General features: G+C 71.8%; 17 protein-coding genes and 1 riboswitch. Of the genes, 10 read left to right on the forward strand and 7 right to left on the reverse strand.

The features are described from left to right. Positions 1 to 237: 237 nt before the first annotated feature. The gene (locus P5P86_RS04680; protein WP_280610127.1) at positions 238 to 366 is read left to right on the forward strand and encodes a hypothetical protein; all 129 of its coding nucleotides are present in this window, start codon (positions 238 to 240) and stop codon (positions 364 to 366) included. 55 nt (positions 367 to 421) lie between these two features. Here P5P86_RS04680 and P5P86_RS04685 read toward each other — a convergent pair whose 3' ends face one another. Further along, on the reverse strand, positions 422 to 1,777 hold the full coding sequence (locus P5P86_RS04685; protein ID WP_280610128.1) for a tetratricopeptide repeat protein: 1,356 nt from the start codon (positions 1,775 to 1,777) through the stop codon (positions 422 to 424). A gap of 77 nt (positions 1,778 to 1,854) precedes the next feature. Continuing rightward, entirely contained in the window at positions 1,855 to 2,916 is a 1,062-nt protein-coding gene (locus P5P86_RS04690; RefSeq protein WP_280610129.1) for a Gfo/Idh/MocA family protein, read from the reverse strand. A gap of 110 nt (positions 2,917 to 3,026) precedes the next feature. Here P5P86_RS04690 and napA point away from each other — a divergent pair, with 110 nt between their 5' ends. The 6 genes from napA to P5P86_RS04720 all read left to right on the forward strand — a co-directional run bounded on the left by napA (position 3,027) and on the right by P5P86_RS04720 (position 8,341). Further along, complete coding sequence (gene napA / locus P5P86_RS04695) at positions 3,027 to 3,320, forward strand: nucleoid-associated protein NapA (protein ID WP_280610130.1); 294 nt, start codon at positions 3,027 to 3,029, stop codon at positions 3,318 to 3,320. Position 3,321: 1 nt separating this feature from the next. Continuing rightward, entirely contained in the window at positions 3,322 to 3,828 is a 507-nt protein-coding gene (locus P5P86_RS04700) for a LytR C-terminal domain-containing protein (RefSeq protein WP_280610132.1), read from the forward strand. A gap of 120 nt (positions 3,829 to 3,948) precedes the next feature. Then, positions 3,949 to 4,782, forward strand: coding sequence for a trehalose-phosphatase (gene otsB, locus P5P86_RS04705; RefSeq protein WP_280610133.1), 834 nt, complete (start codon positions 3,949 to 3,951; stop codon positions 4,780 to 4,782). 100 nt (positions 4,783 to 4,882) lie between these two features. Next, positions 4,883 to 5,021, forward strand: a riboswitch (SAM riboswitch). 9 nt (positions 5,022 to 5,030) lie between these two features. Continuing rightward, positions 5,031 to 6,314 carry a threonine synthase gene (thrC, locus tag P5P86_RS04710; protein WP_280610134.1) on the forward strand — a complete coding sequence of 428 codons (1,284 nt, stop codon included), beginning with the start codon at positions 5,031 to 5,033 and terminating at the stop codon, positions 6,312 to 6,314. Between the two features lie 143 nt (positions 6,315 to 6,457). Next, the gene (locus P5P86_RS04715) at positions 6,458 to 7,306 is read left to right on the forward strand and encodes an SGNH/GDSL hydrolase family protein (protein WP_280610135.1); all 849 of its coding nucleotides are present in this window, start codon (positions 6,458 to 6,460) and stop codon (positions 7,304 to 7,306) included. An 18-nt stretch (positions 7,307 to 7,324) separates the two neighbouring features. Further along, the gene (locus P5P86_RS04720) at positions 7,325 to 8,341 is read left to right on the forward strand and encodes a LacI family DNA-binding transcriptional regulator (protein ID WP_280610136.1); all 1,017 of its coding nucleotides are present in this window, start codon (positions 7,325 to 7,327) and stop codon (positions 8,339 to 8,341) included. 8 nt (positions 8,342 to 8,349) lie between these two features. Here the strand turns inward: P5P86_RS04720 and P5P86_RS04725 are convergent, their stop codons facing one another. Continuing rightward, on the reverse strand, positions 8,350 to 9,270 hold the full coding sequence (locus P5P86_RS04725) for an NAD(P)H-dependent flavin oxidoreductase (protein WP_280610137.1): 921 nt from the start codon (positions 9,268 to 9,270) through the stop codon (positions 8,350 to 8,352). 106 nt (positions 9,271 to 9,376) lie between these two features. Here P5P86_RS04725 and P5P86_RS04730 point away from each other — a divergent pair, with 106 nt between their 5' ends. Together P5P86_RS04730 and groL are read left to right on the forward strand one after the other, a co-directional pair. Next, the gene (locus P5P86_RS04730) at positions 9,377 to 9,892 is read left to right on the forward strand and encodes a GNAT family N-acetyltransferase (RefSeq protein ID WP_280610138.1); all 516 of its coding nucleotides are present in this window, start codon (positions 9,377 to 9,379) and stop codon (positions 9,890 to 9,892) included. Positions 9,893 to 10,087: 195 nt separating this feature from the next. After that, on the forward strand, positions 10,088 to 11,719 hold the full coding sequence (groL, locus tag P5P86_RS04735) for a chaperonin GroEL (RefSeq protein ID WP_280610139.1): 1,632 nt from the start codon (positions 10,088 to 10,090) through the stop codon (positions 11,717 to 11,719). Positions 11,720 to 11,828: 109 nt separating this feature from the next. Here the strand turns inward: groL and P5P86_RS04740 are convergent, their stop codons facing one another. Both P5P86_RS04740 and P5P86_RS04745 read right to left on the reverse strand, forming a co-directional pair. After that, positions 11,829 to 13,409: a phytoene desaturase family protein gene (locus P5P86_RS04740; protein ID WP_280610140.1), complete on the reverse strand. Its 1,581-nt coding sequence runs from the start codon at positions 13,407 to 13,409 to the stop codon at positions 11,829 to 11,831. A gap of 5 nt (positions 13,410 to 13,414) precedes the next feature. After that, positions 13,415 to 13,864 (reverse strand): SRPBCC family protein, encoded by a 450-nt coding sequence (locus P5P86_RS04745; protein ID WP_280610141.1) that lies wholly within the window; start codon positions 13,862 to 13,864, stop codon positions 13,415 to 13,417. 88 nt (positions 13,865 to 13,952) lie between these two features. Here P5P86_RS04745 and P5P86_RS04750 point away from each other — a divergent pair, with 88 nt between their 5' ends. Continuing rightward, a complete protein-coding gene (locus P5P86_RS04750; RefSeq protein ID WP_280610143.1) occupies positions 13,953 to 14,429 on the forward strand; it encodes a hypothetical protein in 477 nt (158 codons plus the stop codon). Positions 14,430 to 14,477: 48 nt separating this feature from the next. Here the strand turns inward: P5P86_RS04750 and P5P86_RS04755 are convergent, their stop codons facing one another. Together P5P86_RS04755 and P5P86_RS04760 are read right to left on the reverse strand one after the other, a co-directional pair. Then, entirely contained in the window at positions 14,478 to 15,710 is a 1,233-nt protein-coding gene (locus P5P86_RS04755; RefSeq protein WP_280610144.1) for a kynureninase, read from the reverse strand. Between the two features lie 26 nt (positions 15,711 to 15,736). Beyond that, entirely contained in the window at positions 15,737 to 16,591 is an 855-nt protein-coding gene (locus P5P86_RS04760) for a tryptophan 2,3-dioxygenase (protein WP_280610145.1), read from the reverse strand. Positions 16,592 to 16,604: the final 13 nt, after the last annotated feature.

Genomic DNA, 16,604 nt, shown 5'->3' on the forward strand with positions numbered 1-16,604 from the left:
CCTCTCGGCTCTTCATCTGCCGTCGTGGGGGCGGCACTCATGAGGCGGAGCCCGATCCGTGTGGGGGATCGGGCTCCGCCACTTGCGTTCTGTGCGCTCCGCGACCCTCCGGTCGGCCGCGATGCGGCGCACTACCCTGAGGCCTGTGACACATCCAGGCATTTTTACGATGTCACGACATAACAAAATGTTACGACTCCTCCGCGCAACCCGCGCTCCCACCAAGGAGGAATCGTCATGTCCCGCACCAAGAAGCTCGCTCTCGTCGCCCTCGCCGCCCTGCTCGCCGTCGGCGGAGTCACCGCCGCCGCGGCGACCCCCGAGCACGCCACCCTCCAGGCCGGCCACGACTTCGCCTGCTGCTGAAATGCGCACGCGGGCGCCGAGGGTGCCGGCGCCCGCGTGAGCGGTGATCGTGAGCTCAGGCCGTGGGCTGGCTGACCATCGTGTTGGGCGCGAACAGGCCGGTGGAGATGCTCGCGCGCTGGAAGGCGTCCATTGCCGCATCGGTATCGCCCGCTTCGCGCAGCAGCGCACCGAGCTCGAACCACAGCTGTGCGGCCTGTCGGTCGGCACCGACGGCGGTGAGCACCGCCACCGCCTGCTGGTAGTGACCCCGTGCCTCCTGCATCGCGCCGTCGGCGGCCGCGATCCGGCCGTGCATGACCAACGCCTCCGCGTGGATGGTCGGCGCCAGCTCGCGCGCCAGGTCGGTGCTGGCGGTGATGTGCTCGCGCGCAGCCGCGATGTCGCCGGCGAGCAGCTCGGCCCGTGCCTGGACGAGGTGCAATCCGGCCACGTCGACCGGCCCCGCTGCCGACCACTCCATCTCGCGCGCCGCCTGTTCCAGGCCGATCCGGGCCGCCTCGATGTCCGGCGGCGTTGCCCGCAGCTCCATCGAGGCGATCTGAGCACGCAGTCTGCCGAGGTTGCGGGAGTCCTCCCCGAGCTCGAAGAGCGCGATCGCCTTCTTCGCCAGGCCCAGGGCGGCGACGTGATCGCCGTTGCGCGACTCGATCAGGCTGGCGTTCCAGTAGCCCGACGCCTGGGCGATCGGCGAGCCGTACCGCTCGGCCGCAGAGATCGCTCGCAGGCACATCCGCTTGGCGTGCTCGTTGTCGCCGCTCTGCATGTACGCCGCCGCGACCGTGACCGTCAGCTGGATGGCCTCGGTCAGGCCCTCGAGTCCTAGCTTGACGATGGTCTCGCCTGCCCGCTCGCCGACCGCGATGGCGCGGGAGAACTCGCCGCTCTCCCGGTAGCAGCGGCTCAGCGCGATCAGCTCGCGAAGCCAGACGGGGTCCGCGGACGGGCTGGCGGTGAGGTCCTCCAGGGCGATGATCGCCTCGTCGACCCGGCCCACCGACTCCAGTGCGAGGGCGCGCACGTGCTCGCCACGGCGCCGCAGCACCCGCGGCGAGGTCTCGGTCAGGCTGGCGAGCACCGCCTCGGCCTGTTGGAGGGCGCCGGCGGCATCGCCGGAGGCGGCGGCGAGCTCGGCGTAGTCCAACGCCAGCTCGATCTCGCGCTGCTGATCGACGCTCACTCCCAGGAGGAGATGCTCCAGCGGCACGTTCAGCCGTCCGGCCATCCGCTCCAGCAGTCCCGACTCCGGGCGACGGGCGCCGGCCTCGATGCGCGAGATGTACGCTGCCGTGACCTCACCCCCGGCGAGGTCGGTCTGGGTCATGCCCGCCGCGACGCGCGCGAGGCGGAGGCGCTTGCCGAGCTCGGCGGGCTCGATGGTGCGGCTGATCTCGGCAAGCTCAGGGGTCACGCCTGTCATTCTGCCTGGTGGGGTGTCATGACGACACCCATCCGGCGTCCGGCAGGTCTTGGCAGTTCGCCCGGACCTCACTCGCCGGGGTATCGGATGCCCGTCCGGCGCCGGATCTCCTCCATCTGACGCATCAGCGTCAACGTCTGGGCATGAGGCACCAGCGACGACTCGAGCAGGCCCGCGCGCAGGCACCGGCCGACCTCCGCGGCCTCGTTGCCGTACCCGGCGCCGATGATCGGCTCGTCGGGCTCGATCTCGATCGGCTCGGCCGGAGCCGCCGCGGCCGTCCAGTCGGCCATCGTCGCCTTGGGGGTGAAGGTGATCCGGGTGGGGTGGTGGAACTCGGGGACGTCGATGCGTCCGAGGTCGGTCGCGATCGCTGCCGAGCTGGTCGTCCACGAGCGCATCGAGGCGTGCATCGTGGCCAGCGCGCCCCCGGGGTAGGAGCCGGTCATCGCGATCGCCATGTCGATGGCGGCCTCGTCCCCGCTGACGGTGCCGCGGGTGGTTCGCAGGTCCGCCTGTGCGGTCAGCGCCGCTGCCTCGCCCAGCATCAGGTGGGCGAAGGTGAGCGGGTAGATGCCCATGTCGAGCAGGGCGCCGGCACCGAGGTCGGCGTCGAGCATCCGGTCGTCGTCGGCGGCCTGCACCACGAAGCCGAGCTCGGCGTGCAGGTGGCCGGGCGTGCCGAACTCGCCGGCCGCCAGGCGCCTGCGCAGCGCGCGCACCCCGGGGTGGCATGCCGTCCACATCGCCTCCATCAGGAACCGGCCGTGCCGGCGCGCCTCGGCGATCATCGCCTCGGAGTCGGCGAGCGAGAGCGTCAGCGGCTTCTCGCACAGCACGTGCTTGCCGGCCTCGAAGGCCAGCCGGGCGTTGTCCCGGTGGAACGCGTGCGGGGTCGCGATGTAGACGACGTCCACGGCCGGGTCGGCGACCAGGTCCTCGTAGGAGCCGTGGGCCGTGATGCTCGCGCCGTACTGCGCGGCGAACGCCTCCGCCGCCTCCCGCCGGCGCGATCCGACGGCCACGAGCTCGGCGTCGGGCACCAGCATCAGGTCGCGTGCGAAGGCGTGGGCGATCTTGCCGGTGGCCAGGATGCCCCAGCGAATTACCTCGTCGGTCACAGGAGCCACGGTAGTACCAGGATTGCCGCCACGCCGGGCAAGCGAATCACACCCGTGTCATTCCTCGTCTACAGTGAGTGATCGTCTGGAGACGAGCACCGAGCCTGGGAGGATGATCGATGGTCGCCAACGCGCTGCCCGAGGAGGACGCGAGCGACGCGCCGGGCCTGAGCGAGCGGGACCAGGAGATCCTCGCCTTCGAGCGCCAGTGGTGGAAGTACGCCGGCGCGAAGGAGGCCGCCGTCCGGGAGAAGTTCGACATGTCCTCGACGCGGTACTACCAGGTGCTCAACGCGCTCATCGATCGCCCGGAGGCGCTGGCGGCCGACCCACTGCTGGTGCGCCGGCTCCGTCGGCTGCGCGCGGCCCGTCAGCGGCAGCGCTCGGCGCGCCGGCTCGGATTCGAGGTCTGAGATGAGCCGCCTGTGGATGCGCGACCAGCGCGGGATCGCGCTGCCGTCCCCGGTCGTGCTGCTCAGCATCGTCGCCGTCGCGATGGCCCTCGTCGCCTTCGTCGTGACCCGGGGCCACGACGACAGCGAGCAGAGGATCGTGCCGAGCGCCCACGTGTCGGCGCCGGCCTCGAGCACCCCCTCTCCCAGCAGTGCCGCGAGCACCGCCCCGGCCACGAAGGCGAAGACGGTCAAGCGCGGCAAGGTGTACGTCGAGGTCTTCAACAACTCGCGCGTCAAGGGTCTGGCCGCCACCGTGAGCACGAAGGCGACCAAGGTCGGCTGGAACGTGGTCGGCACGGACAACTGGTACGGCTCGATCCCGGCGACCACCGTCTACTACCCGCAGCGGCTCAAGGCGGCGGGCAAGCAGCTCGCCCTCGACCTCGGCATCCATCGCACCGCACCGGCCATCGACCCGATGAAGATGGACCGGCTCACCGTCATCCTGACGGCCCCGCTGGGCTGAGCCGGGCTGAGCCGGGCTGAGTCGGGCTCGGATCGGCCCGAGCGGGTCTGCTGCGTCCGTTCGTCGTTCGGCCGCCGGGGCTGTGCACGGCGTTCACCGGACTCGTGCCAGGCTAGTGCCATGGACTTCGCGTCGGCCCGAGCTGAGCAGAAGTACGCCGCCCTCGCGGCGCTCGCCTCGCAGGCGGTGGTGGCGCTCGACTTCGACGGCACGCTCTCGCCGATCGTCGAGGACCCGGCCCAGGCGCACATCCACCCCGAGGCCGGTGCCGTGCTGACCGGGCTGGCGCCGAAGGTGAAGGCGATCGCCGTGGTCACCGGCCGGCCCGCACGCCAGGTGCTGGCGCTCGGTGGCCTGGAGGAGGTGGCCGACGCGCTCGCCGCGACCGGCACGGAGCTGCTGGTCTACGGCCAGTACGGCAACGAGCACTGGAACTCCAGCCATCGCGCCATCGTCGGGCCCCGCCCGCCGGTCGGGCTGGCGACCTTCCTGCGCGAGCTGCCCCGGATCCTGCGGCGGCACGACGCCGCGGACGCCTACGTCGAGGAGAAGGGCCTGGCGGTCGCCGTGCACACGCGCCGCCTGGCTGACGCCCAGGGTGCCTTCGAGCGCCTGCTCGAGCCGCTGCGCGAGGCGGCCGAGGCCCACGATCTCGCCGTCGAGCCGGGCAAGCAGGTGATCGAGGTGCGCTCGCCCGGGATGGACAAGGGCCTGGTCGTCGACCGGCTGGTGGACACGCTGGGGGCGAAGGCCATCCTGTTCGCCGGCGACGACCTCGGCGACGTCGAGGCGTTCGAGGCGCTCACCGCCTGGCAGAACGAGGGGCTGAGCACGCTGAAGGTCTGCTCCGCCTCGTCGGAGGAGAGCGCGCTGACACCGCTGGCGGACGTGGTGGTCAAGGGTCCTGACGGCGTGCTCGACCTCCTGCGCCAGCTCACCGCCGACGCGGGCTGAAGGCGCCGTACGACGTGCGGATGTCCGCATGGTGGACGGATTGACCGAGATGTGGACATCCGGTTCGGTGCTGGCGCCGCCGCTCCCGTAGCATCGCTCTTGCTCATCGAGAGGGACTGAGGGAACGGCCCAGCGAAGTCCCGGCAACCGATCGCGATCCTCCTCCCGCCCCGCGGGCAGGCCGCGGTGCGGTGCTAATTCCGGCCCGGCGCGAGAGGCGCGACCGGGGAAGATGAGGAGGAGGACTCATGAGCGCCAACACCATCGAGCACGGTGCCTCCGGCACGACGCTGCGCGAGGGAGCGTTCGGCAACGCCACCGCCCTGTCGTGCCGCGAGTGCGGTCACCGCATCGACCTCGGCCCGCACTACGCCTGTCCGGAGTGCTTCGGACCGCTTGAGGTCGCCTACGACTTCCCGGCGGTCACCCGCGCCGAGATCGAGGCCGGCCCGCGCAACATCTGGCGCTACAAGGCGCTGCTCCCGGTCCCGGCGGACATCGAGGAGAGCCCCAACACCGAGCCCGGCTTCACCCGGCTGCTCGAGGCGAGGAACCTCGCCCGCGAGCTCGGGCTGACCAGGCTCTGGGTCAAGGACGACAGCACCAACCCCACCAACTCCTTCAAGGACAGGGTGGTGGCGTGCGCCCTCAGCGCCGCCCGCGAGCTCGGTGCCAAGGTGTTCGCCTGTCCCTCCACCGGCAACCTGGCGAACGCCGTGGCGGCGGCCGGTGCCAGAGCCGGCATCAAGACGGTCGTCTTCATCCCGAGCGACCTCGAGCAGCCCAAGCAGGTCAACTCGGCGATCTTCACCGACAACCTGGTGGCCGTCGACGGCAACTACGACGACGTGAACAAGCTGGCCCAGGAGATCGCGGCGGAGGAGGAGGGCTGGGCGTTCGTCAACGTCAACGTGCGTCCCTTCTACGCCGAGGGCTCCAAGACGCTGGGCTTCGAGATCGCCGAGCAGCTCGGCTGGCGGCTGCCGGACCAGATCGTGATCCCGGTCGCCTCGGGTTCACAGCTCACCAAGGTCGACAAGGCGTTCGGCGAGCTGATCAAGCTCGGCCTGGTCGAGGACAAGCCCTACAAGATCTTCGGCGCCCAGGCGCAGGGCTGCAACCCGGTGGCGACCGCCTTCAAGTCCGGCGTCGACGCCATCCGCCCGGTCAAGCCGGACACGATCGCCAAGTCGCTGGCCATCGGCAACCCGGCCGACGGCATCTACGTGCTCGACTCCGCGCGCCGCACGGGTGGAGCCGTCGAGGAGGTCTCGGACGAGGAGATCCGGCAGGCGATCGTGCTGCTCGCCCGCACCGAGGGCATCTTCACCGAGACCGCCGGTGGCACCACCCTCGCGGTGACCCGGAAGCTGATCGAGACCGGTCAGCTCGACCCGTCGCTGGAGACGGTCATCATCAACACCGGGCACGGCCTGAAGACGCTCGACGCGGTCAGCGGGATCGTCGGCCCGCGGGCCACGATCAAGGCGTCGTACGACGCCTTCGAGGCGGCCGGCCTCTCGCAGGCCTGAGGGCGCGCCGGCACCCGGTCCGACGTCGATGCCTGGCTCTCACCCGTTCCGTAGGCAGCGGGTCGCTGAACGGATGCGCAACGCGGGCAGTGCCGTACCGCCGCGTTGAACATCCGTTCACCTCGACCGGCTACAAGCAACGCATGACCCGTGAGGAAGCACGCCAACTCGGCCGGATCGCCGTCGGTGCCGGTGTCGCCGGCGCCGTGGGAGCGGTGGGGGCGGCGCTCGGCGCCGGCTTCGTGGTGCTGCTCAAGCGCCAGGCGGCGCACGCACGCGCCATCATCGGCAAGCCGTTCGGCGAGGTGGCGCCGTTCGCCGACAAGGTCTACAAGAAGTCCTACGGCGACCCCGTCGAGCTGCTGCTCCTCGGCGACTCGATCGCTGCCGGGCTGGGGGCGGAGGATGCCGACGGCACGCTCGGCGCCCGGCTGGCCAAGGGCATCGCGAAGAAGACCCGTCGCGCCGTACGGCTGACCACCGCCGCCAAGGTGGGCAGCGAGTCGTGGATGCTGCCCGAGCAGCTGATGTCGTTGCTGCCGTCGTACCGGCCGGACGTGGCGGTGATCGTCGTCGGCGGCAACGACGTGACCCATCGGGTGCCGATCGCCGACTCGGTCAAGCACCTCACCGAGAGCATCGAGGCACTGCGGGTGCGTGGGGCCGCCGTCGTGGTCGGCACCTGCCCCGACCTCAGCGCGCTCCGGGCCCTGCCACAGCCCCTGCGCTCGCTGGGAGCTCGGGCGTCGCGCCAGCTCGCCAGCGCCCAGGCCCAGGCGGCACACGGCGCCGGCGCCTACGTGGTCTCGCTCGCGGACGTCGTCGGGCCCTTCTTCATCACCAACCCCGACGAGATGTTCAGCCTCGACCGCTTCCACCCCAGCGCGGTCGGCTACAAGCGCACCGCCAAGGCGATGCTGCCCTCGGTGCTGGCCGCGCTCGGCGTACGCGACCAGGTGCCGTTCGGTCATCGGGCGCCGACGCCGACCTGATGGCCTAATCTGGCGGCCATGCCGCGCAGCGCCACCCGCCGTCCCACCCTGGAGGACGTCGCGTCGCTGGCCGGCGTCGGCCGTGGCACCGCCTCGCGGGTGATCAACGGCGGGGCCCGCGTGTCCGCTCGCGCGCGGCGGGCCGTCGAGGAGGCGATCGCCGAGCTCGGCTACGTGCCCAACCGCGCCGCCCGATCGCTGGCCAGCCAGCGCACCGACGCCGTCGCCCTGGTGATCGCGGAGTCGGAGGAGCGGGTCTTCGGTGAGCCGTTCTTCGCCGGCGTGGTGCGGGGCATCGGTACGGCGCTGACGGCCAGCGACCGCCAGCTCGTCCTGCTGCTGGCCCCCGCCGACCGCACCGACACCCTCACCGACTACCTGACCCAGCAGCACGTCGACGGCGTCCTGCTGCTGTCGCTGCACGACGACGACACCCTCGCCGGCCGGATCGCCGAGCATGGCGTGCCGGTGGTGATCGGCGGGGGCACCCGCCCCGGGCCGGGACTCGGCTACGTGGACAACGACAACGAGATGGGTGCGAGGCTGGCCGTCGGGCATCTGCTGGCACGCGGTCGGCGGCGGATCGCCACGATCACCGGACCGCTCGACATGGAGGTCGGCCGGGTCCGGCTGCGCGCCTTCCGGGCGGCGCTGGAGGCTGCCGGGATCGAGCCGGCCGAGGAGCTGGTCGGGGTGGGCGACTTCTCCCAGCAGTCCGGCGAGGCCGCCATGCGGGCGCTGCTGGAGCGCCGTCCCGACCTGGATGCGGTCTTCTGCGCCAACGACCCGATGGCGGCGGGGGCGCTCGGCGTGCTGCGCGAGGCGGGTCGGCGGGTGCCGGAGGACGTGTCAGTCGTGGGCTTCGACGACTCGCGGCTGGCGCTGTCGACCCATCCGCGGCTGACGTCGGTGCACCAGTCGGCCGAGGCGATGGGCCGGGAGATGGTCGCTCTCCTGCTCGACCTGATCAACGGGGAGGACACGCCTCGGGCGCGGGTGCTGCCGACGCACCTGGTGGAGCGGGAGTCGAGCTAGGCGATCCATCAGGCCGGTGGCTGCACCGCTCGCGCGAACTCCGCCACCACGTCGGCCGCGCTGACCTCGTGGGTCAGCGCCGCCACGCCCTCGCCGGCGTAGAGATGCGCCACCGAGTAGTCCTGCCCCGAGACAGCGGCACGGAACCGGGTGCGCGCCGACTCGTCGAGGTCCTCCTCGCGACCCACCCACTCCTCGAAGAACCGGTTGGCGATCGACCTGCCGCCGTACTCCCGGGGCCAGTCGACCTCCTGCGCCTCGTCGAAGACCCGGCCGTATCCGGTGCTGTCCGCAGCGAACAGCGCCTCCTTGGCGGCACCCGTCGAAGCCGTCTCGCTGGTGCCCAGGAACGCGGTGCCGACCCAGGCTCCTGCCGCCCCGGCGGCCAGTACGGCGGCGAGTCCGCGGTGGTTGAGGATGCCACCGGCCGCGTAGACGGGCAGCTCGGTGCGATCGAGCACCAGCTGCAGCAGCGGCAGCGTCGCCATCACGTTGCGGCCGTGACCACCGCCCTCGCCGCCGCGCGCGACGATCACGTCGACGCCGGCGTCGATCGCCCTCTCGAGGTCGTCCAGCGAGCCGATCTGGGTGGCGGTGAGGATCTCCGCCTCGCGCAGCCGCTCGATCGCCGGGGCGTAGTCGCCGAAGCTGACCGAGACCAGCGTCGGGCGCAGGTCGATCACGGCGTCCAGCTGCTCGGCGTGCTTCTCCAGGGCCCAGGCGGCCAGGCCGACGCCGTACGGCGTGCCAGCGGCACCGGCGACCTCGGCCTCGGCGCGGATCCACTCGGGGGTGCGCGAGTCGTTGACGCCGAAGGTGCCCAGGCCACCCGCGCGGGAGACGGCGTGGGCGAGCCGGCCACCGCCGGGGCCGGCCATCGGTGCGCTGATCAGGGGGACCGGGGTGCGGAGCGGCTGCGGCAGACGCATGGCATCGAGGCTAGCCCGCGACACCGGTCGGGCAAGACGGAGCTGCCACGCAGCGACGTCTCACGTGCCACGTCGTGACGGGTGGCGGTGGCCTAGGCTCGCGGTCGTGCTGACCTTCCGCGACGCCACCCCGGCCGATGTCGACACCCTGGTCGGGCTGATCGAGTCCGCCTACCGCGGTGACTCCAGCCGCGGCGGATGGACCACCGAAGCGGATCTGCTGCACGGCCAGCGCACCGACCCCGAGGGCGTCCGGGCGGTGCTCGCCGCCCCGGCGAGCCGGATGCTGGTGGCCGAGCGGGCGGGCGAGGTGGTCGCCTGCTGCCAGCTCGAGGATCGCGGCGAGGTGGGGTACTTCGGCATGTTCGCGGTCCGGCCCGGCCGGCAGGGCGACGGGCTGGGTCGCGCGGTGCTGGCCGAGGCCGAGCGGATTGCGCGCGGCTGGGGTGCGCGCGAGCTCCACATGACGGTCATCGTGCAGCGCGCCGAGCTGATCGCCTACTACCAGCGCCGCGGCTACCGCCGTACCGGCGAGCTCACCCCCTTCCCGTACGGCGACGCCCGCTTCGGAGTGCCGCAGCGCGAGGACCTGGCCTTCGAGCTCCTGGTCAAGCCGCTGTGAATTTCTTGCACTCGGGGTAGGCGAGTGCTAAACATGACGTTGGCACTCGTACCATGAGAGTGACAACACCGGACCGGTGACGTTGAGGTCCTGGAGGCTGGCGAGAAAGGGTTCGCCGGATGCTCCGGGATCGTCCGTCGCGGGCAACCCATCGGGCCGGCTCACACGAACTTCCCACGTGAAGGATCGCAGGCAATGCCGAAGCTGATTGCTTTCAACGAGGAGGCCCGTCGCGGTCTCGAGCGGGGTATGAACACCCTCGCCGACGCCGTCAAGGTCACCCTCGGCCCCAAGGGCCGCAACGTCGTGCTGGAGAAGAAGTGGGGCGCTCCCACGATCACCAACGACGGTGTCTCCATCGCCAAGGAGATCGAGCTCGAGGACCCCTACGAGAAGATCGGCGCCGAGCTGGTCAAGGAGGTCGCGAAGAAGACCGACGACGTCGCCGGTGACGGCACCACCACCGCGACCGTCCTGGCCCAGGCGCTGGTCCGCGAGGGCCTGCGCAACGTGGCCGCGGGTGCGAACCCGATGGGTCTCAAGCGTGGCATCGAGGCCGCCGTGTCCGCCGTCTCCGAGCACCTGCTCGGCCAGGCCAAGGACGTCGAGACCCGCGAGCAGATCGCCGCGACCGCCACCATCTCCGCCGGCGGCGACACCACCGTCGGCGACGCCATCGCCGAGGCGATGGACAAGGTCGGCAAGGAGGGCGTGATCACGGTCGAGGAGTCGAACACCTTCGGCATCGACCTGGAGCTCACCGAGGGCATGCGGTTCGACAAGGGCTACATCTCGGCCTACTTCGTCACCGACCCCGAGCGCATGGAGACGGTGCTGGAGGACGCCTACGTCCTGCTGGCCAACCAGAAGATCTCCAACGTCAAGGACCTGCTCCCGCTGCTGGAGAAGGTCATGCAGTCGGGCAAGCCGCTCGTCATCATCGCCGAGGACGTCGACGGCGAGGCGCTCTCGACCCTGGTCGTGAACAAGATCCGTGGCACCTTCAAGTCCGTCGCCGTCAAGGCCCCGGGCTTCGGTGACCGCCGCAAGGCCCAGCTGCAGGACATCGCGATCCTGACCGGTGGCCAGGTCATCTCCGAGGAGGTCGGCCTCAAGCTCGAGACGACCGGCCTCGAGCTCCTCGGCCAGGCCCGCAAGGTCGTCATCACCAAGGACGAGACGACCATCGTCGACGGTGCCGGCGACCAGGCCCAGATCGAGGGCCGGGTCAACCAGATCCGTGCCGAGATCGAGAAGTCGGACTCCGACTACGACCGCGAGAAGCTCCAGGAGCGGCTCGCCAAGCTCGCCGGTGGCGTGGCCGTCATCAAGGTCGGCGCTGCCACCGAGGTCGAGCTCAAGGAGCGCAAGCACCGCATCGAGGACGCCGTCCGCAACGCCAAGGCAGCGGTCGAGGAGGGCATCGTCGCCGGCGGTGGCGTCGCCCTGGTCCAGGCCGGCAAGCAGGCCTTCGAGAAGCTCGACCTGGTCGGTGACGAGGCCACCGGTGCGAACATCGTCCGCGTCGCCATCTCGGCCCCGCTCAAGCAGATCGCTGTCAACGCCGGTCTCGAGGGCGGCGTCGTGGCGGAGAAGGTCGCCGGCCTCGAGCCGGGTCACGGCCTCAACGCCGCCACCGGCGAGTACGTCGACCTGCTGGCCGCGGGCATCATCGACCCGGCCAAGGTGACCCGCTCGGCGCTGCAGAACGCCGCGTCGATCGCCGCGCTGTTCCTCACCACCGAGGCCGTCGTGGCCGACAAGCCGGAGAAGGCCGCCCCGATGGGTGGCGACCCGACCGGCGGCATGGGCGGCATGGACTTCTGATCGTCCGCCCGACCCCGCACCACCAGCAGGGCCCCGCCGAACGGCGGGGCCCTGCTGTCATCGGGGAGCTCGAAGGTCGCGACAACCCCAGCCGTCACGGCGGCCGCGCCTAGCGGCCGAGGACCCGCCGCCAGCGGTCGTGAGCCAGCAACGCGCGCGCGGCGTTCATCCCCGCCGCGCCGTGCACCCCACCGCCCGGGTGGGCCGAGGACGAGCCGAGGTAGAGGCCGCCGATGCCGGTCTCGGCGCGGCCCAGGCCCGGTACCGGACGGAAGATCAGCTCCTGGTGCAGCTGCGCCGTACCGCCATTGATGGCGCCGCCGACGAGATTGGCGTCGCGCGCCTCGAACTCGCGCGGTCCGAGCACGCGCCGTCCGATCACGCGCGAGCCGAAGCCGGGGGCCAGCTCCTCGATGCGCGACTGCACCCGGTCCGCGAAGCGCTCGCACTCGTCGTGGTCCCAACGCCCGGTGAGGCCGTCCTCGCCGGCATCGTGGGCCACGTCCTGGGGCACGTGGGTGTAGGCCCAGACCGATTCGGTGCCGGCCGGCGACCGGGTCGGGTCCGCGGCGGTCATCTGGCCGCCGAGCAGGAACGGCCGGGCCGGGATCGTGCGCGAGGCCACCTGGTTCAACGCGTTGGCCATCTGCTCGGGGGAGTCGGCGACGTGGAAGGTCCCGGGCGCGTACGGCGGCGCCGAAGCCCACGGGATGGGCCCCGACAGCGCCCAGTCGACCTTGACCGTGCCGGGATCGAGCTGGAAGCCGCGCATCCCGGTCCGGACCCGGTGCGGCAGCTGCTCGTCGGGGACGAGAGCGCCGAACAGCTTCGGCGCGACCACGTCGGCGACCACCGCCCGGGCGGCGATCCGCTCCCCGTCGCGCAACCGGACGCCGACGGCCCGGCCCTCCTCGATCTCGACGGAGACCACCTCGCTGTCGCAGCGCAGCTCGCCGCCACCAGCGGTGAGCCGACGGACCAGCGCGGCGGTGAGCTCGCCGGCGCCGCCCTCGGGCACGGGGAAGCCGACTGTCTGGCCCAGCATCGTCATCAGGACGCCGAACAGCGTCGATCCGGGCGCCGTGAGCGGGATGTCGGCATGCCCGGCATTGCCCGCCAGCAGCAGGGCGGGCGCGTCCCCGCCGAAGCGGATCCGGGTAAAGTCGAGCAGCGGGGTGAGCAGGTCCCGGACGAAGCCGATCCCGCCGGCGCGACGGAGTCGGAGCAGGGCGTGGGCGGCGTGCCGGACGGGCGGGAAGGGCGTCAGCAGCGCGCCGATCAGCTGGTCGCCGATCGCGTCCCACTGCCGGCACAGCGCCTGCCAGGCCTCGCCGTCCCCCGGCTGCGCTCGTTCCAGCAGCGCCGCGGTGATGTCCCGGTCGCGGTGCAGCATCGCCCACCGGCCGTCGGGCAGCGGATGGCCGAGGACCGCCGGTGCGTGCCGCCAGACCAGGCCGTGGTCCTCCAGCCGCATGCGTCGCAGCCACGGCGAGGCGGCGGCGAGCGGGTAGAACGCGCTGAAGGTGTCCTGGACGAAGTCAGGGTGGATCTCGCGGTCGCTGCGGACGGCGCCGCCAGGCTCATGCTGCGCCTCGAGCACCAGGACCGAGCGCCCGGAGTCGATCAGGTGGTTGGCCGCCACCAGCCCGTTCGGCCCGGCGCCGATCACGATCGCGTCGTAGGCGCTCACCGGGCTCAGCCGTGGCGCCGGTAGGCGCCGTTCTGCGCGAGGTTCGCCAGCCGACGGGTGCTCTCGACGTTGCGCGCCTTGAGCAGCGGACCGTAGACCGGTTTGGGAATGAGCGACATCGGGCCCGAGGCTACCTCCTCCTCCATCACCACCAGGGTGCCGCTGCCCTCCGGTGTCAGGGTGAGTCGGACGTCGGCCTCGCCGGCCGGCCACACGCCGGCCCGCAACCGCAACGATCGCTCCGGCTCCGCCTCCTCGACCCTGGTGCTGTCATGGACGAGGGCCGGCCACGCCCCGACGGAGTGGTGGATACGCGACCCGGGGGCCGGCCAGGCCTCCTCGACGTCGCGGACCGAGGACGCGCCGACCACCCAGAGCGGGTAGAGCCAGCCGTCGGCAAGCACGGCCCACACCCGGTCGGGCGGGGCGTCGACGTGGCGCTGCACACGGATCATGATGTCGAGGTGTCCGATCGGCGGGGAGTCGAAACGGAGGGGGCGGGGCGCGTTTCGTCGGGTTGAGGCGGCGAGGGATGATGGACCGGTGAGTGCGGTGGAAGACAACGAGTCCTTCGATCTGCGGCTGCTGTGGCTGCTCCTGATCCCCGGCATCCTGGTGGGGGCGGTGCTGACTCGCGTCTTCTTCGTCCACGTCGACGACGGCGCCACCTCAGCGGCGACCAGCAACCTGACGGTGACGGTGCCGGCGCAGGTCGGTCGTTGCGCCGTGCCGAGCGCCGACCAGCTCTCACAGCAGTCGACGGCGGTGGAGGCCGACGTCACCGCCGTCAACGCCACGACCGCTCAGCTGCGCGTGAGCCGGGTGCTGGCGGGCGCCCAGGTCGGCGAGATCACCGTGCAGCTGCCGGCGGCGGGGACCACGGAGCTCAACGTGCCGACGTTCGTCGTCGGCGACACCTACCTGCTCGCCGTCTCCGCGGACGGATCGCTGGCGGGGTGCGGGTTGAGCGGCAAGTCGACCGGCGACCTGCAGAGCCTCTATACCAAGGCCTTCGGCTGAGACCACGAGCAACCGCTCGCCCGGCGCCGGGTCGCCCGTGGCGGCGCGCTAGCGCGCCGCAGGCACCTCGCCGAGCAGGTCGGCGACCGCGCGCAGCCCTGTGAGCACCTCGGCGAAGCTGGTGCTCAGCGGGGAGAGCCCGACCCGCAGCCCGTGCGGCGGCCGGAAGTCGGGGATGACGCCGCGCTCCCACAGCCGGGCGGTGACCGCGCGGAAGTCGGGGTGGTCGAGGATGACGTGGCCGCCGCGCAGCGCAGCGTCGCGGGGCGAGGCCAGCTCGACGCCGTACGCCGCCAGCAGCTCGTCGTGCACCTCGATCGCGAACCCGGTCAGCGCCACCGACTTGGCCCGCACCGCCGCGATGCCGGCCGACTCCAGCAGGTCCAGCATGTCGCGCATCGGCACCATCCCCAGGATCGGTGGGGTGCCACTGATGAAGCGCCTGATACCGGTGGCCGGCTCGTACCGCTCGCCCATCGCGAACGGATCGGCAGCGCCCATCCATCCCTGGATCGGCTGTCGCAGCCGCTCCTGCAGCCTCGCGGCGACGTAGCCGAAGGCGGGCGCTCCCGGACCTCCGTTGAGGTACTTGTAGGTGCAGCCGACGGCCAGATCCGCCTCGGCCGCGTCGAGGGCGAGGTCGAGGGCGCCGACCGAGTGCGACAGGTCCCACAGGACCAGCGCTCCCGCCTCGTGGGCGGCGGCGGTGATCGCCGGCATGTCGGCCACCCACGCCGAGCGGTAGGCGATGTGGCTGAGCAGCACCAGGGCGGTTCTCTCACCGAGTGCCGCGCGGACCTGCTCGAGCCGCACGCCCGTGCGCGGATCGACGCTGAGCCACCGCACGGTGTGGCCCCGCTCGGCCGCGAGCCCCTCGACGACGAACCGGTCGGTGGGGAAGTCGTCGGCGCAGGCCACGATCTCGTCGCGTCCCGGTTGGGCCGCCAGCGCCGCACTGGCGAGCTTGTAGAGCATCACGCTCGTCGAGTCGCCGACCACCGTCTGTCCGGCCGCGGCGCCCAGCAGCACCCGACCGATCCGGTCGCCGAGCTCGGTCGGCGCCTCCATCCACTGCTCGTCCCAGGCACGGATCAGACGCTCGCCCCAGGCCCCGTCGACGAAGTCGGCCAGCCCGGTCCGGGTCACCCGGAGCGGCCGGCCCAGCGAGTTGCCGTCGAGGTAGGAGACGACGCCCTCGGAGCGCACGAAGGCGTCGGCGAAGTGCGCCAGCGGGTCGGCCGCGTCCAGCTCGGCGGCGCGGGTGCTGAGTCGCTCGGTCACGGCATCCTCCTGGTGCGGGGGGTGGCTCATCCGCCGATCTCCGTGCGCACCGCGTAGAGCTCGGGGAAGAAGGTCAGGTCCAGGGCGCGCTTGAGGAAGTCGACACCTGATGAGCCGCCGGTGCCGGTCTTGAACCCGATGGTCCGCTGCACGGTGCGCAGGTGGCGGAAGCGCCACAGCTGGAAGGCGTCCTCGAGGTCGACGAGGTCCTCGCAGGTCGCGTACGCCGACCAGTGCGTGTCGGTGTCGCCGTAGATCTCGGCGAAGACCGGCAGCAGCTCCTCGCGTCGCACCCACGGCCGGCGCACGTCGCGCTCCAGCACCTCGGCCGGGACGGGGTGGCCCTGCCGGGCGAGCAGCCGCAGGAACGCGTCGTAGACGGTGGGGGAGTCGAGCAGCCCGCTCAGCACCGCGTGCGCCTCGGGGTCGCCCTCGAAGACCTGCAGCATCCCGGGGTGCTTGTTCCCCAACAGGAACTCGACCGCTCGGTACTGCGCGGACTGGAAGCCGGAGGAGGAGGCCAGGACGCCCCGGAACTCGACGTACTCGGTCGGCGTCAGGGTGGCCAGCACCGACCACTGCTCGGTGAGCGTGCGGAAGATGTGCTTGACCCGGGCCAGCCCCTTGCGCGCACGGCGCAGGTCGTCGGCGTCGAGGTGGTCGCGGACCGCACGCAGCTCGTGCAGCACCAGCTTGAACCAGAGCTCGGTGGTCTGGTGCTGGATGATGAACAGCAGCTCGTCGGGATGGTCGCTGCGGGGGTGCTGGGCCGAGAGCAGTCGGTCCAGTGCGAGGTAGTCGCCGTAGGTCATCTCGGCGGCGAGGTCGGTGCGGACACCCTCCTCCAGCGGCCGCAGCCCCTGCTCGTGCTGGCCGGACATCGCTGCCTCCTGT

It is taken from the genome of Nocardioides sp. BP30 (assembly GCF_029873215.1).
Taxonomy (GTDB): domain Bacteria; phylum Actinomycetota; class Actinomycetes; order Propionibacteriales; family Nocardioidaceae; genus Nocardioides.

Coding starts and splice junctions, on each gene's coding strand:
- thrC (WP_280610134.1), top strand. CDS start 5,031: ATGAGCGCCAACACCATCGAGCACGGTGCCTCCGGCACGACGCTGCGC.
- napA (WP_280610130.1), top strand. CDS start 3,027: ATGGTCGCCAACGCGCTGCCCGAGGAGGACGCGAGCGACGCGCCGGGC.
- groL (WP_280610139.1), top strand. CDS start 10,088: ATGCCGAAGCTGATTGCTTTCAACGAGGAGGCCCGTCGCGGTCTCGAG.
- P5P86_RS04760 (WP_280610145.1), bottom strand. CDS start 16,591: ATGTCCGGCCAGCACGAGCAGGGGCTGCGGCCGCTGGAGGAGGGTGTC.
- otsB (WP_280610133.1), top strand. CDS start 3,949: ATGGACTTCGCGTCGGCCCGAGCTGAGCAGAAGTACGCCGCCCTCGCG.
- P5P86_RS04715 (WP_280610135.1), top strand. CDS start 6,458: ATGACCCGTGAGGAAGCACGCCAACTCGGCCGGATCGCCGTCGGTGCC.
- P5P86_RS04745 (WP_280610141.1), bottom strand. CDS start 13,864: ATGATCCGTGTGCAGCGCCACGTCGACGCCCCGCCCGACCGGGTGTGG.
- P5P86_RS04720 (WP_280610136.1), top strand. CDS start 7,325: ATGCCGCGCAGCGCCACCCGCCGTCCCACCCTGGAGGACGTCGCGTCG.
- P5P86_RS04680 (WP_280610127.1), top strand. CDS start 238: ATGTCCCGCACCAAGAAGCTCGCTCTCGTCGCCCTCGCCGCCCTGCTC.
- P5P86_RS04725 (WP_280610137.1), bottom strand. CDS start 9,270: ATGCGTCTGCCGCAGCCGCTCCGCACCCCGGTCCCCCTGATCAGCGCA.
- P5P86_RS04700 (WP_280610132.1), top strand. CDS start 3,322: ATGAGCCGCCTGTGGATGCGCGACCAGCGCGGGATCGCGCTGCCGTCC.